The organism is Micromonospora violae, from assembly GCF_004217135.1.
Classification (GTDB): domain Bacteria; phylum Actinomycetota; class Actinomycetes; order Mycobacteriales; family Micromonosporaceae; genus Micromonospora; species Micromonospora violae.
Genome location: NZ_SHKK01000001.1, coordinates 5,418,081 through 5,430,780 on the forward strand (window position 1 = coordinate 5,418,081; position 12,700 = coordinate 5,430,780).

A 12,700-nucleotide genomic window follows, 5' to 3' on the forward strand; every position below is an offset into this window, starting at 1 on the left:
CCGCCTCCCCGTCGGGGCGGCCCCCGGACTGACGCCGGCCGCCGGGCTCCTGCGCCTCCACCGGTCGCGCCGTCTTCTGTGGACCACCCTCGGGCGAGTTACGAGACAGATACACCGCGTAGCGATATGGTTTTCAGATATTCAGGACATCTGATGGAGGCGTCGTGAACGATGCGCTTCGGGTGGCGCTCAGCGATACCGGGCACACCACCGAATCCCTCGCCGAGACCGTCGGCGTCGACCCGAAGACCGTGGGGCGCTGGTTGACGGAGGACCGCATCCCGCATCCGCGGCACCGACTGGCGGCGGCGGAGGCGCTCCACAAGGACGTGTCAGACATTTGGCCGGACACTTCAAGACGTCGTGACCCCATCTGGTTCCGTCCGTGGCAGGAGATCGAGCGCGAGGCGGTGTCGCTGCGCTGGTTCGAGTCGACCGTGCTACCGGGGTTGCTCCAGACCGAGGCGTACGCCCGCGCGGTGCTGGGCGGCGCAGGCCTGATCCCCCGGGGCGAGATTGAGCGGCACCTCGCGGTCCGACTCGGCCGGCAGGGCGTGCTCAGGCGCGACGACCCGCCGCAGTTCACGGCGGTGGTCGACGAGGCGGTCATCCGCCGCCCGGTGGGCGGCCCGTCGACCATGCGCGAGCAACTGCTGGCCGTCGCGGCGGCGTGCGCCGAGCCGCACATCCGGGTGCACGTCGTGCCCAGCACGGTCGGCGCGTACGCCGGCCTGAACGGGCCGTTCGTGATCGCGCACAGCCACGATCACCGGGTCGCCGGCTACCTCGACAACCAACTCCAGGGACAAGTGGCTAGCGACCCCGAGGACATCGCGGCCATGATGGCGGCATGGGAGAACGTGCGGGGGGAGGCGTTGTCCCACCGGCAGTCGGTCGAACTCATTGAGGAAGTGGCGGAGTCATGGAGCTGAACGGCGCCCGGTGGCGCAAGAGCAGCCGCAGCAGCGGCAACGGCGGCGCCTGTGTCGAGGTCGCCGACAACCTGCCCGGCGTGGTGGGCGTACGGGATTCAAAGGACCCGGCCGGCCCAGCGCTCACCTTCGCGCCCGCGGCCTGGCGCGCGTTCGTCACCGAGTTCGCCCGGCGGGCCTGAACCGGCCCCGACGACCCGTCGCGCCCTCCGGCCGGCACTCACGCAAACGCCCGGTGGGTCGTGGCAGACCCGCCGGGCGTTGCGGTGCACAGCTCAGAACAGCAGGCCGCCACTCTGCGGCCCGGCGATCCGGAGGCCGAAACGCTGCGGCCAGACGACCTCGGTTCGCTCCGACAGACCGCTCCACGTCTTGTTCTGCGGGACGAGCCCGCCACTGGAACCGTAGAACGGGTTGATGACCCCGGACCCAAATCCGGCCTGGTCACCAGGTACCTCTTCCCCGGGCGAGGACACGAGGGCGTCGAGCCCGGCGGTGCGGTCGAGGTTCAGCAGTGCCACGGAGGAGCCGAACTTGTCGCCGGCCTCGGACGCGTCCGGGACGGCCGAATGGTTCTGGTCGAACGCCTGCGCGCCAGACCCGGTCAGCCCGCTGGCGGACCCCTTGAGCAGGGTGACGCTGCCGGCCCCGGCTCGGGAGCCGATCTGGTCACCGGGGGCACCGACCAGCACGTCGGCCCTGCCGTCACCTGTCACATCACCGACCGCGAGCGCACCACCGAAGTAGTCGTCATTCCCGGGATCGCCCGGCACACCGGCCGTACGCTGCGTGATGATCTGCACGCCGCTGCCGGACAGGCCGCCGGCGCGGCCGGGGAAGGCCGCGATGAGACCGCCATTGATGTGCGGGGTCTGGGCACCGGGGGCACCGACGATCACCTCGCCCAACCCGTCGCCGTTCACGTCACCAATCGCGAGCGCGTCACCGAGATACCACGCGACAGTGTCGGTCCCATCGTTCGTCTGCACCACCGCACCGGTGACCGAGGTGGCGCCGGTGGACGACACGCCGCTCGGCGAGCCCCACATCAGGGTGACCATGCCACTGCCGTTCCAGCTCACGCCGTCGTTCTCCCGAGGAGCGCCGATGACCAGGTCGTGGTAGCCGTTGTTGTCGACCTTCCCGATCGCGAGCGTGTAGCCGAACTGGTCGTTGGCCTCCGCCGCGCCGGGCACCCAGGCCAGGTCCTGCTGGAGGTGCTGCGCTCCGGTGGCGGTGAGACCGGCGGACCCGCCGAAGAGGACGGTGACCGCACCGGCCATCGCCTTGCTGCCGATCGCCTCTCCCCAGGCACCGATGGCAAGGTCGTCGCGGCCGTCCCCGTTGATGTCACCGGCTGCGAGCGCGCCACCGAACTGATCAAAGACCTCGGGGCTGTCCGGAACACCCGGTGAATCCTGGTTGAAGTGAATCGCCGCGTCGACCACCAGGCCGAGACCGCTGCCGGGGATGACCCAGACTCCGCCGGCGTGGGTCTTGTTCTTGGGATCCGCCTCGTCAGGGTCGCCAATTACCAGATCGTCGTAACGGTCGCCGTTGAAGTCTCCCGTCACGAGTGCCAACCCGAAACAGACGCAGCCGCCGTCTTCCGGCATGACGCCCAGGAAGTAGTCGACCTTCGGGGCCGAGGAGTAGCGCACGTTGACCACGCCGGACGGGGACAACGGCGAGTTGGTGTTGAACGGGTCGCCGGTGGCCGCGATGTCGTCGACGCCGTCGCCGTCGAAGTCGGAGCGGCTGGCACCCGTACCTCGGAACCGGGTCGTCGTCTTCATCCAGGAGATCTGGTGGTGTTGAAGAACGACGCCGTCCCGGGTGATGGTCCGGACGCCTTCCGCAGCTTTCGCCGGTGCACTGACTACCAGGCTGGCGAGGACGGTGGAAAGGACGAGAAAAGATGCGCTTCGCCGCATAGGGCCCCCGTTTCGATAGGCGCCTGGACACCATAGGCGCGGTATCAGGTCGTCGATATGAGACGAACGGGCAGTCGGCTGGAGGGCTGGACACGAAGGGCGGGTACGGTCCGAGAGCCGGCGGCCCTTGCCGCCGTCGTACACATGTTCTATCCACAGGTTGTGGACGGCGGAGGGTTCGATGGGTTACCAGCTCAGCGCGGTGGTCGCGGACGCTGAGCTGCTCCGCGAGCAGGTTGCCGGGTTGGATCACGCGATCCTCGGGGAGCTGCGCCAGGACTTCGCGCTGCTGCCGGTCACCCCGCAGTTGGTGATCGAGCTGACCGGCTCGTTGCCGGATTTCGCGCCGGGCGACCGGAGCGCCGCGCACCCGTTCGACCTGGTGTTGTCGACGGCGTTGGTCGAGGTGCTGGCCCGCTGGTCACAGTCGGGGCCGGTGGCCTACCTGGAGGCGGAGTTCGGTGGCGGTGCCGGCTACCAGTCGGCGGCGGTGTGGCTGGGCGGGGCGCTGTCCTGGGGTCCGTGCTTCGACGACGAGTTGGATGCGCCGCGCGAGCAGTGGCCGATCAACGGCGCGCTGACCCGACTCGGTGTGGAGCCCGGCACGTGGATCGACCCGTTCGCCGAACTGGGGTTGCACCTGGAGCGGAACACCGACGGCTGGCTGGCGCACGGGCGCCGTCGACTCAGCGCCGACTACTGGGATGAGCTGGTCGAACAGTGGGAAAACCAGTAATTCGGCCGCCGGCAGCAACCGAAACGCTCCCGTTCCGTTGGGGGACGGGGGGATTCCATGAAATTGCGACAATTTGCGTTTATTGCCACGCTGATGACGGCTGCCTCGATTGCTGGCAGCGGCGTACCGCCAACCGGGCCGACCCCGGCGGGTCGGCCCGCCGGCAGCGTGGAGATCATCAACCTGAACGGCTTACAGAACATCGAGTTCGGTGTCACCGAGGGTGAGCTGACCCGACGCGGCATCCTGCGGACCAGCCTGGATGCCTGCGGGCCAATACTCGCCGGCCATGACACGGTCAGCCCGGTCTTCATGGAGGACAAACTCGTGCTGCTCTGGGTCGGCGACCCGATGCGGACACCGGAGGGCATAACGGCGGGTTCGCCCGTCGGCCAAGTCTGGGACCGCTATCCGGAGGTCAGCCGACTCCAGGCTCCACAGGGGACGCACCGCCTCGACGGGTTACTCGCCCGCAGCGGCGACCGCGCGTACCTGTTCCTGCACGACGGGCGCACGGTCCGGAAAACCATCGCCGGGTACGCGGACTGGGCCCGCCGCCTCTTCGACGAAGGCGCCGGCCCCTGCTGACGACACGGACGAACCGGTCAACGAGGGCGTCCCATACGAAAGCGCCCGGTCGATCCTCGCGGATCAACCGGGCGCTTCTGCACTACAGAGCGGTGGCGGAGGGATTTGAACCCTCGGAGGGCGTTAACCCTCACACGCTTTCGAGGCGTGCTCCTTAGGCCGCTCGGACACGCCACCGCCGACGAGGGTACAGGACCGCCGGTTCGGACGCCGAACCGGTATCGCCCGGGCCGGCCTGGCAGGATCTTTGCCATGAGTACGCACATCGGCGCGAAGCCGGGCGAGATCGCCGAGCGGGTCCTGATGCCGGGCGACCCGCTGCGGGCCAAGTGGATCGCGGAGACCTACCTCGAGGGCGCCACCTGCTACTCGACGGTTCGGGGCATGTTGGGCTTCACCGGGCGCTGGAACGGTGTCGAGGTTTCCGTCCAGGGCTCCGGCATGGGCATGCCGTCGGCCTCCATCTACGCCCACGAGCTGATCAACGAGTACGGCGTGAAGACGCTGATCCGGGTCGGCTCCTGTGGCGCCCTCAGCACCGACCTGCAACTGCGCGACGTGGTGGCGGCGATCGGGTCGTCCACCGACTCGAACATGAACCGGATGCGCTTCGACGGGCTGATCGACTACGCCCCGGTGGCCGACTTCGGGCTGCTGCGTACGTCGGTCGAGGTGGCCGAGCGGCGCGGCATCAGCATGCACGTCGGGCCGATCCTGGCGGCGGACGCCTTCTACACCGACCGGCCGGACCTGTACGACACCCTCGCCGACTACGGCGTGCTGGCGGTGGAGATGGAGTCGGCGGCGCTGTACACGATCGCCGCCCGGTTCAAGGCCCGCGCGCTGACCGTGTTGACCGTCAGCGACCACATCAAGACCGGCGAGAAGACCACCTCGGAGGAGCGCGAGCAGACCTTCAGCCAGATGGTCGAGATCGCCCTCGACACGATCATCGCCTGACCTGTTCGGCGGGAGCACCGCGACGAGCGTGATGACTGTGCGGCATCAAGATGCCTGACAGTCATCACGCTCGTCCCCGCCACCCCGCTCAGACGGCGAAGCCCTCCGCTCAGACGGCGGCCACGCGCCCCGCTCAGACGGCGGCCAGCGCCTCGGTGGGTGCGAGGCGGGCGGCGCGTACGGCCGGGTAGAGGCCCGCGAAACCGCCGATGACCAGCGTCGCGCCCACCCCGCCGAGCATCGCCCAGGCCGGCACCACGGTCGGCCAGTTCTGCGACAGGGCGTAGCCCGAGGTGACCAGGATGCCCAGCACCACCCCGCCGATCCCGCCGAGCGCGGAGAGCAGCAGCGATTCGGCGAGGAACTGGGTCCGGACCTGACCGCGGGTGGCCCCGAGTGACCGACGCAGGCCGATCTCGGCTCGCCGTTCCAGCACCGAGATCACCATGGTGTTCGCCACACCGACCCCACCGACCAGCAGGGCGACCGCGCCCAGGCCCAGCAGCAGACCGGTGAACGCGTCGTCGGTCGCCTCGGCGGCAGCCAGCGCGTCCGAGGGCCGGGACACCTCCACCTCGTTCGGCGCCGCCGGGTTGGTGGTCGCGCCGAGCACCGACCGGACCGCCTCGACCTGCGACTCCTGCGCCCGGGTGTAGACGGTGGTGGGGTGGCCGTCGAAGCCCAGGTATTCGGTCGCCGCCGGCCAGCCGACCAACGCCGAGGTGTCCAGTTCCGGGGCGAGTGGTGTGGCGGCCAGAATTCCGACCACGGTGAACGGCCGCCCGCCCAGCCACACCTGCACCCGCGGGTCCGCCGTGGTGATGCCGAGCCGCTGCGCGGCGGTGGCGCCGAGCACGACCGCCGGGTAGCGGGCGGTCGCCTCGTTGAGCCAGGTGCCGGTGGCCACCTCGGCCCCGACGGTGCCGAGCAGGTCCAGTCGGGCCGCCCGGGTGGCGATGCCACCGGTCTCCGCCGCCGGAATCCGGTCGGAGCGGTACACCTTGGCGTCGGAGACCTGACCGGTCGCGGACACCTCGGTCACCGGGCCGATCCGCCCGATCATCGCGATCGACTCCTCGGGCAGTTGCGCGTCCGCGCCGAACAGGGTGTTGCCCGGCTCGACGGTGAGCAGGTTGGTGCCGAGCGCGTCGAGCGCCCGGTCAAGCTCGGCCCGGGACGACGAGGAGATCCCGACAACCGCGATCATCGCGGCGATCCCGATCGCGATGCCCAACGCGGAGAGGAACGCCCGCAGCGGACGGGTCCGCAGCCCCACCCCGCCGACGCGCAGGACGTCCGCCGGTCCCAGCCGGGCCGGGGTCAACGTCGCCATCAGCCGACCCCGCCCGACGCGAGGGCCGAATCGTGCCGCACCGCGCCGTCGCGCATCCGCACCTGCCGGGGCAGGCTCCCCGCGATCTCCCGATCATGGGTGATCACCACGACGGTGGTGCCGGCCCGGTGCAGATCGTGCAGCAACTCCAACACCCCGGCCCCGGAGTGGGAGTCCAGGTTGCCGGTCGGCTCGTCGGCGAGCAGCACCGCCGGCTCGCCGACCACCGCGCGGGCCACGGCCACCCGCTGCCGCTCACCGCCGGACAGCTCGTGCGGCCGGTGCCCCAGCCGGTGGCCCAGGCCAACCCGGACCAACGCGGCCTCCGCACGGTCGCGCCGCCGCCTGCGGGGTACGCCGGAGTACAGCAACCCGTCAGCCACGTTGTCCACGACCGGAACGCCGGGCGCCAGGTGGAACTGCTGGAAGACGAAGCCGATCCGGGTGGCCCGCAACGCGGACAGCTCCCGGTCGGTCAGCGTCGCCGCGTCGTACCCGTCGATGAGCACGCTGCCCGACGACGGCCGGTCCAGGGTGCCGATCAGGTGCAGCATGGTCGACTTACCCGATCCGGACGGGCCGACGATCGCGACCAACTCGCCGTGGCCGATCCGCAGCGACACGTCATCCAACGCGACGACACCGCCGGCGTACCGCTTGCTGACCCGGTCGAGCACGATCACCTCGCCGCTCACGTCGGCATCACCACCGTCGCGCCCTCGGTGACGCCGGTGCCGGTGACCTCCACCCGGCCGTCGGCGAACAACCCGGTGGTCACCGCGAGGATCCGACTCGCGCCGCCCTCGACGACCTGGACGCCGTAGCCGCCCTCGGCGAGCGCCAACAGCGCCGCCACCGGCACGGTGAGCACGTCGCGGCGCTCCGCGACGGTGAACGTGACGTCCGCGCTGGCCTGGTCGAAGCCGGTGAGGGCCTTTGGGTCGGTCACCGCGACGGTCACCTCGATCTTCGTCTCGGCGTCGCCGGACTGCCCGTTGGCGCCGGTCGAGCCGGGCTGGACGACCGTCTCGACGGTACTGATCGTGCCCGCCACCGCCCGGCCGTCCGGCAGCTTCACGGAGACCTTTGCGTCGCGCTTGGCCAGCCGCTGGTCGTCCACGTCCAGCTCGACGGTGACCACCCGGCTGGTGCCGGTGTAGGTGAGTACGGCCTGGCCGGGCTGGGTGAGATCGCCGACGTCGGCGATCTGGCTCGCCACCCGCACCTCCCGGTCGGCGTACACGATCCGACCCGGCTCGACCCGACCGGTCTCGGGCAGACCCAGGTCCTCCTGCCACTCCCGGACGGCGTCGGCGGTGGCACCGGTGTACTCGTCGTCGACGGTGAAGCCGGTGTAGCCCAGCGCTTCGAGATTCCGCTCGAACTGCGCGACGTCGGCACCCTCCACCCCGGGGGCGAGGGTCCGGTACGCGGGCAACCCGCCGTAGAGGAGCACCACCTCCTCGTTGTCGACCAGGTAGAGCGCCTTACCGCGGCGCACCGTCGACCCGGTCGCCGCCAGCCCGGTGATGGTGCCGCTGAGCTTCGCGGTGGCGGTACGCGTCGTGCCGTACCCCAGCTCACCGTCGGCGGTCTCCGAGTCGGCGAGGGTCTGCCGGGTGACCGTGGCGGTGGCGGGTGGTGCGCCTCCGGCCTGGGCGGGGCCCCCGTCGGGCCCGCCGCCGAAGCCCACCGCGGCGACCACGGCCACGGCGGCGACCAGCAGAACGACGCCTCCGGTGACGGCGGCGCGCAGCCGCGAACGTCGGGTGGTGCCGGTCACCGGCCACCCCCGAACTGCGGTGCGTGCTGCCGGCACTTCTCCAGCGCGGCTTTCATGGCCGGATCGCCGATGTTGATCGCGTTGTTCCCCGCCCCGATCCGGACCCGCCCGTCGGCGTCCGGGTCCGGGAAGTCGGGCACCCCGTTCTCCCGCATGCACTTGGCCAACGTGCGCATCTGCTCGGCCTGCTCGGGGTTGAGCTGCGGTCCCTGCCCGCCGTTGGGCAGCTTGTCCTGGCACTTCTCCATGGCCGCCTGGACCTTCTGCCGATCCACGTCCGCGCCGAACCGGAAGCCGGGTCGGTCACCCGCCGTCGGGTCCGGCAGGTCCACCCCGTTCTCCCGCATGCACCGGGCGAAGGCGAGTTGCCGGTCCGAGTCACTGACCGGCGTGCCGCTCGCCGTGGCCTCGGCCTTCGCCCCGCCGGCGGTCGCGACCCCGCCGCCGTCGTCGCTTCCCGCGCCGCACCCGGCCAGCGCCAGGGCGAGCAGGACGGGGATCGCGAGCACCTGTCGTCGCATGGTGTCCACCTCCGCTCCGGTCCGGCGCGGTTCGCCGAACGTGGCACCCAGTGCACGGCAGCGGGCGTATCTCCGGCGTTACCGTCGGCGGTTATGCCGCCGTTACCGCACCCCGAGCACCATGGAGGGGTGCGAGTGCTGGTGGTCGAGGACGAGAACGTGCTGGCGGACGCCATCGCCGAGTGGCTGCGTCGGGAGTCGTTCGCGGTCGACGTGGCGTACGACGGGGACGCCGCGTTGGAACGGCTCGGGGTCAACGAGTACGCCGTGGTGGTCCTGGACCGGGACCTGCCGGTGGTGCACGGCGACGACGTGTGCCGGGCGATCGTGGACGCGGGCGGGGAGACCCGGGTGCTGATGCTGACCGCGTCGGCGGCGGTCCGGGAGCGGGTGGCGGGGTTGGCGCTCGGTGCCGACGACTACCTGACCAAGCCGTTCGCCCTGGTCGAGCTGTCGGCTCGGGTGCACGCGTTGACCCGCCGGTCCCGTCCGGCGGCACCGCCGACGCTACGTCGCGCCGGCATCCAGCTCGACCCGGCCCGACACGAGGTGCGCCGGGACGACCGGCACGTGGCGCTGTCCCGCAAGGAGTTCGCGGTACTGGCCGAGCTGCTCCGCGCCGACGGCGCGGTGGTCTCCGCCGAGGACCTGCTGGAACGCGCCTGGGACGAGCACATCGACCCGTTCACCAACGTCGTACGCGTGACCGTCATGAAGTTGCGCCGCAAACTCGGCGACCCGCCGGTGATCGAAACGGTCCCCGGAGCGGGGTACCAGATCCGATGAAACGCCTGACGATCCGCGCCCGGCTGACCCTCATCTACGGGGGGCTGTTCCTGTTGGCCGGCGTGGTCCTGCTCGCCGTCACGTACGTGCTGGTGGATCAGCGGATGCCGCAGCCGTTCGGGGTGAGCCTGCGGGACCTGCCGAAGACCACCCCCACGACGCCCAGCGGGCAGAACATCGACAACCTGCGCACCCTGGTGCAGGAGGTGCAGGACGAGGCGAAACGCAACGCCCTGGAGTCGCTGCTCACCCAGGGCGGCATCGCACTGATCGTGGTGTCGACGGTGGCGATCGCCTTCGGCTGGTTGCTGGCCGGCCGGGCGTTGCAGCCACTGCACCAGATCACCGGCACGGCCCGACGGATCGCCGGCGCGGACACCGCCGGCCGTGGTCTGCACGAGCGGATCGCGCTCACCGGCCCTCCGGACGAGGTACGCGAACTCGCCGACACGTTCGACGAGATGTTGGAACGGCTGGACCGCTCCTTCGACGGGCAGCGCCGGTTCGTGGCGAACGCCTCGCACGAGCTGCGTACCCCGCTGGCGCTCAACCGCGCCCTGGTGGAGCTGGCGGTCACCCGCCCGGACGCCTCGGCCGAGACCCGGCGACTGGGCGAGTCGCTGCTGGCGGTCAACGAACGCCACGAGCGGTTGATCGACGGCCTGCTGACCCTGGCCGACTCGGAGAACGAGTTGACCGAGCGGACGCCGGTCGACCTGGCCGAGGTCTGCGCGCACACGACGGATCAGGCCGGGAGGCAGGCGCCCGGTGTGCCGGTACGACGGGCTCTGGCCCCGGCGCCGACCAGCGGCGACCCGGTCTTGTTGGAGCGGCTCACGTTCAACCTGGTGGAGAACGCGCTGCGCCACAACCTGCCCGCCGACGGGTGGGTGGAGGTGCGTACCGGGCTGGTTGACGGCCGACCCACCCTCACGGTGATCAACACCGGCCCGGTCATCCCCGGCTACGACGTCGAGACGATGTTCCAGCCCTTCCGCCGGCTGTCGCGGGAGCGGGTCGCTGGCGCGCGGGGCTTCGGGTTGGGGCTGTCCATCGTCCGCGCGGTCGCCCGGGCCCACGGCGGGACCGCTGAGGCGCAACCCCGCCCGGCCGGCGGCCTGATCGTCACGGTCACCCTGCCGCCGGCCTGACCGGCGACCTGTCTCAGCGGAAGAACGCGCGCAGGACGGCGGCGGTCTCGGCCTCCAGCACCCCGCCGTAGACCTCGGGTCGGTGGTTGAGCCGACGGTCCCGCAGCACGTCCCACAGCGACCCGGCCGCGCCGGTCTTGGGTTCCCACGCGCCGAACACGACGGTGGAGACCCGGGCCAGCACCAGCGCCCCGGCGCACATGGTGCACGGTTCGAGAGTGACCACCAGGGTGCAGTCGTCCAGTCGCCACCGGCCGGCGCGCTCGGCGCCTCGGCGCAGGGCCAGCACCTCGGCGTGGGCGGTGGGGTCGCCGGTCAGCTCCCGCTCGTTGCGTCCGGTGGCCAACTCGGTGCCGTCCGGACCGTAGAGCACCGCACCCACCGGCACGTCGTCGACATCGGCGCGTACCGCGTCGTCGACGGGCGGGCCGGTGACGGCGATCTCCAGGGCGCGGCGCATCCACAGCTCGTGCCGTTGCCGTCGGCCGATTTCACCCAGCTCGGCCAGGCCCTCGTGGGCACCGGGCCCGGCGCGGCCCACCGCACCCGGGGTCGGCTGTCCCGGCCGGATCGACGCCAACGACGGATCGGTGGCGTCGGCCGGCTCAGACCTCACGCAGCTCCTCGACCTCGTCGACGCAGCCGAGCACCTGGCAGATCTCGGCGGTGACGTCCGCCGGCAGCATTCCCTCGTGGGTGCACAAGGTCAGCAGCTTCTGCGCGGAGATGCCCAGGTTGGCCAGCAGGTCCGCGTCACCGACCGGGTCGGCCTCCGGGTCGACGACGGGCTGCTCGCTCTCGTCGTCACCGCTGGTGACCGGGCGTGGCTCGTCGTCGCCGTCGAGCCCGGTGACCGAGGTCTTCAGGTCACCGACCAGCAGCGCCCCCAGCTGCGACTCCTCGGCGTACGCGGAGTCCGAACCGAACACCCGCAGATCCTCGCCCTCGTCGAGGCGCAGGATCACCAGATACGCGTCGTCGGCCTCGACGAACAGCAGCGACACGTCGGCCTCCTGGTCGACGTCACGCAGCCGGTCGGCGACCTCGTCGATGTCGGTGGCGCCACGCAGGCTCACCTCGGCGGCGGTCCAGCCACTGTCGTCGCGCACCACGGCCGCAGCGAAGTACGACACGGTCCCCCCAATAGCCCTCGACACAGCGTCGACTCGTTACGCGTGCACGTTAGCCGGTCGGGTCGGCAGGCGACCCGTCAACGCCCCGAAGGGCGGGTCATTCCTGACAAAGTCGGATCAGCTGGCGACTCGACGGCGGGTGGCGATGAGCTGGCGCAGACGTTCGGTGCGCTGCCGCTGGGGTCGGCTGCGTTGGCGGACCGCCCGGGCGCCCGCCAACTCGGCCAGCAACTGCAGGCGGCGGCGGCTGCGATCGGGATCCTGCCGCGGGGTGGTCCAGGCCATGGTTCCGAGCGTGCCGAGTCTCGGCGGCCACGTCAAGACGGCGTTCGCTACGCAGCCAACCGGGCACAGGGCGCAGTCACCGAACGCCGTTTCCGAAGCCTGTGCGTGCCGGTCACCACAGCGGCCAGTCACCACTGGTCGCCCAGCGGACCGCCACCACGGCGGCGGCGATGCTCCAGCCACCCGCCGTGACGAGGGCGACCCCGGTGGCCACCCCCCGGTCGCCGTAGCGGACCAGCACCAGGGCGGTGCCCCAGGCCAGCAGGCCGGCGATCACCGTCCACCACGCGTAGCTGGCCAGGTCGGTGCCGAGCAGCCCGAACAGGAGCAGCCAACCGGCCGCCGTGCCGCCGCCGGCGGCGACCCCACCGCCGCTGACCGGGTGCGGTTCGCGGTAGGTGGGCCGGGCCGGTGGCCCGGAGGGGAAGAGCCCCGAGGGGGTACGTGGCAGCGGGCGGGCGGCCCCGAAATCCGGGCCAGGTTCCGGTCGGGCAATGGTCACCGTCGCTGCCCTCTCTCACGCGTGCCGCTCGTGCCCACGGTACCGGCTCTGCCAGG

16 protein-coding genes and 1 tRNA gene are annotated in these 12,700 nt (G+C 71.3%); 7 read left to right on the plus strand and 10 right to left on the minus strand.

Going from position 1 to position 12,700, the window contains the following annotated elements:
* Nucleotides 1–164: 164 nt before the first annotated feature.
* Entirely contained in the window at nt 165–932 is a 768-nt protein-coding gene (locus EV382_RS24315) for a helix-turn-helix domain-containing protein (protein ID WP_130405503.1), read from the plus strand.
* The gene (locus tag EV382_RS24320; protein WP_130405505.1) at nt 923–1,114 is read left to right on the plus strand and encodes a DUF397 domain-containing protein; all 192 of its coding nucleotides are present in this window, start codon (nt 923–925) and stop codon (nt 1,112–1,114) included. The genes EV382_RS24315 and EV382_RS24320 overlap by 10 nt, the downstream gene beginning before the upstream one ends.
* A 93-nt stretch (nt 1,115–1,207) precedes the next feature.
* Here the strand turns inward: EV382_RS24320 and EV382_RS24325 are convergent, their stop codons facing one another.
* Nucleotides 1,208–3,010 (minus strand): integrin alpha, encoded by a 1,803-nt coding sequence (locus tag EV382_RS24325; RefSeq protein WP_244236803.1) that lies wholly within the window; start codon nt 3,008–3,010, stop codon nt 1,208–1,210.
* 37 nt (nt 3,011–3,047) lie between these two features.
* On the opposite strand from EV382_RS24325, the gene EV382_RS24330 reads away from it, so the two are divergent.
* Together EV382_RS24330 and EV382_RS24335 are read left to right on the plus strand one after the other, a co-directional pair.
* Nucleotides 3,048–3,602, plus strand: coding sequence for a hypothetical protein (locus EV382_RS24330; protein ID WP_130405507.1), 555 nt, complete (start codon nt 3,048–3,050; stop codon nt 3,600–3,602).
* Nucleotides 3,603–3,695: 93 nt separating this feature from the next.
* On the plus strand, nt 3,696–4,190 hold the full coding sequence (locus EV382_RS24335; RefSeq protein ID WP_208758489.1) for a hypothetical protein: 495 nt from the start codon (nt 3,696–3,698) through the stop codon (nt 4,188–4,190).
* A 90-nt stretch (nt 4,191–4,280) separates the two neighbouring features.
* Here EV382_RS24335 and EV382_RS24340 read toward each other — a convergent pair.
* Nucleotides 4,281–4,367, minus strand: a tRNA-Ser gene (locus tag EV382_RS24340).
* 75 nt (nt 4,368–4,442) lie between these two features.
* Here EV382_RS24340 and deoD point away from each other — a divergent pair.
* Nucleotides 4,443–5,150 carry a purine-nucleoside phosphorylase gene (gene deoD, locus EV382_RS24345; RefSeq protein ID WP_030328147.1) on the plus strand — a complete coding sequence of 236 codons (708 nt, stop codon included), beginning with the start codon at nt 4,443–4,445 and terminating at the stop codon, nt 5,148–5,150.
* A gap of 133 nt (nt 5,151–5,283) precedes the next feature.
* Here the strand turns inward: deoD and EV382_RS24350 are convergent, their stop codons facing one another.
* The 4 genes from EV382_RS24350 to EV382_RS24365 are packed head-to-tail and all read right to left on the minus strand — an operon-like array spanning nt 5,284 to nt 8,787.
* Nucleotides 5,284–6,483, minus strand: coding sequence for an ABC transporter permease (locus EV382_RS24350; protein WP_130405512.1), 1,200 nt, complete (start codon nt 6,481–6,483; stop codon nt 5,284–5,286).
* Nucleotides 6,483–7,166, minus strand: coding sequence for an ABC transporter ATP-binding protein (locus EV382_RS24355; RefSeq protein WP_208758650.1), 684 nt, complete (start codon nt 7,164–7,166; stop codon nt 6,483–6,485). Before EV382_RS24355 ends, EV382_RS24350 begins: the two co-directional genes overlap by 1 nt.
* 8 nt (nt 7,167–7,174) lie before the next feature.
* The gene (locus EV382_RS24360) at nt 7,175–8,266 is read right to left on the minus strand and encodes a peptidoglycan-binding protein (RefSeq protein ID WP_130405516.1); all 1,092 of its coding nucleotides are present in this window, start codon (nt 8,264–8,266) and stop codon (nt 7,175–7,177) included.
* A complete protein-coding gene (locus EV382_RS24365) occupies nt 8,263–8,787 on the minus strand; it encodes a hypothetical protein (RefSeq protein ID WP_130405518.1) in 525 nt (174 codons plus the stop codon). Before EV382_RS24365 ends, EV382_RS24360 begins: the two co-directional genes overlap by 4 nt.
* Before the next feature lie 129 nt (nt 8,788–8,916).
* On the opposite strand from EV382_RS24365, the gene EV382_RS24370 reads away from it, so the two are divergent.
* Nucleotides 8,917–9,573 (plus strand): response regulator transcription factor, encoded by a 657-nt coding sequence (locus EV382_RS24370; RefSeq protein ID WP_181518658.1) that lies wholly within the window; start codon nt 8,917–8,919, stop codon nt 9,571–9,573.
* Complete coding sequence (locus tag EV382_RS24375) at nt 9,570–10,724, plus strand: sensor histidine kinase (protein WP_130405520.1); 1,155 nt, start codon at nt 9,570–9,572, stop codon at nt 10,722–10,724. Before EV382_RS24370 ends, EV382_RS24375 begins: the two co-directional genes overlap by 4 nt.
* A 13-nt stretch (nt 10,725–10,737) precedes the next feature.
* On the opposite strand, the gene EV382_RS24380 is transcribed toward EV382_RS24375, so the two are convergent.
* From EV382_RS24380 to EV382_RS24390, 4 genes are all read right to left on the minus strand, one after another.
* Nucleotides 10,738–11,184 carry a nucleoside deaminase gene (locus tag EV382_RS24380; RefSeq protein WP_208758651.1) on the minus strand — a complete coding sequence of 149 codons (447 nt, stop codon included), beginning with the start codon at nt 11,182–11,184 and terminating at the stop codon, nt 10,738–10,740.
* Nucleotides 11,185–11,329: 145 nt separating this feature from the next.
* Entirely contained in the window at nt 11,330–11,857 is a 528-nt protein-coding gene (locus EV382_RS24385; RefSeq protein WP_130405524.1) for a tRNA adenosine deaminase-associated protein, read from the minus strand.
* Nucleotides 11,858–11,974: 117 nt separating this feature from the next.
* The gene (locus tag EV382_RS32895) at nt 11,975–12,142 is read right to left on the minus strand and encodes a hypothetical protein (RefSeq protein ID WP_165435851.1); all 168 of its coding nucleotides are present in this window, start codon (nt 12,140–12,142) and stop codon (nt 11,975–11,977) included.
* Between the two features lie 112 nt (nt 12,143–12,254).
* Nucleotides 12,255–12,644 carry a hypothetical protein gene (locus EV382_RS24390; RefSeq protein WP_208758490.1) on the minus strand — a complete coding sequence of 130 codons (390 nt, stop codon included), beginning with the start codon at nt 12,642–12,644 and terminating at the stop codon, nt 12,255–12,257.
* Between the last annotated feature and the right edge of the window lie 56 nt (nt 12,645–12,700).

Coding starts and splice junctions, on each gene's coding strand:
- EV382_RS24330 (WP_130405507.1), top strand. CDS start 3,048: ATGGGTTACCAGCTCAGCGCGGTGGTCGCGGACGCTGAGCTGCTCCGC.
- EV382_RS24350 (WP_130405512.1), bottom strand. CDS start 6,483: ATGGCGACGTTGACCCCGGCCCGGCTGGGACCGGCGGACGTCCTGCGC.
- deoD (WP_030328147.1), top strand. CDS start 4,443: ATGAGTACGCACATCGGCGCGAAGCCGGGCGAGATCGCCGAGCGGGTC.
- EV382_RS24375 (WP_130405520.1), top strand. CDS start 9,570: ATGAAACGCCTGACGATCCGCGCCCGGCTGACCCTCATCTACGGGGGG.
- EV382_RS24380 (WP_208758651.1), bottom strand. CDS start 11,184: ATGCGCCGCGCCCTGGAGATCGCCGTCACCGGCCCGCCCGTCGACGAC.
- EV382_RS32895 (WP_165435851.1), bottom strand. CDS start 12,142: ATGGCCTGGACCACCCCGCGGCAGGATCCCGATCGCAGCCGCCGCCGC.
- EV382_RS24335 (WP_208758489.1), top strand. CDS start 3,696: ATGACGGCTGCCTCGATTGCTGGCAGCGGCGTACCGCCAACCGGGCCG.
- EV382_RS24320 (WP_130405505.1), top strand. CDS start 923: ATGGAGCTGAACGGCGCCCGGTGGCGCAAGAGCAGCCGCAGCAGCGGC.
- EV382_RS24365 (WP_130405518.1), bottom strand. CDS start 8,787: ATGCGACGACAGGTGCTCGCGATCCCCGTCCTGCTCGCCCTGGCGCTG.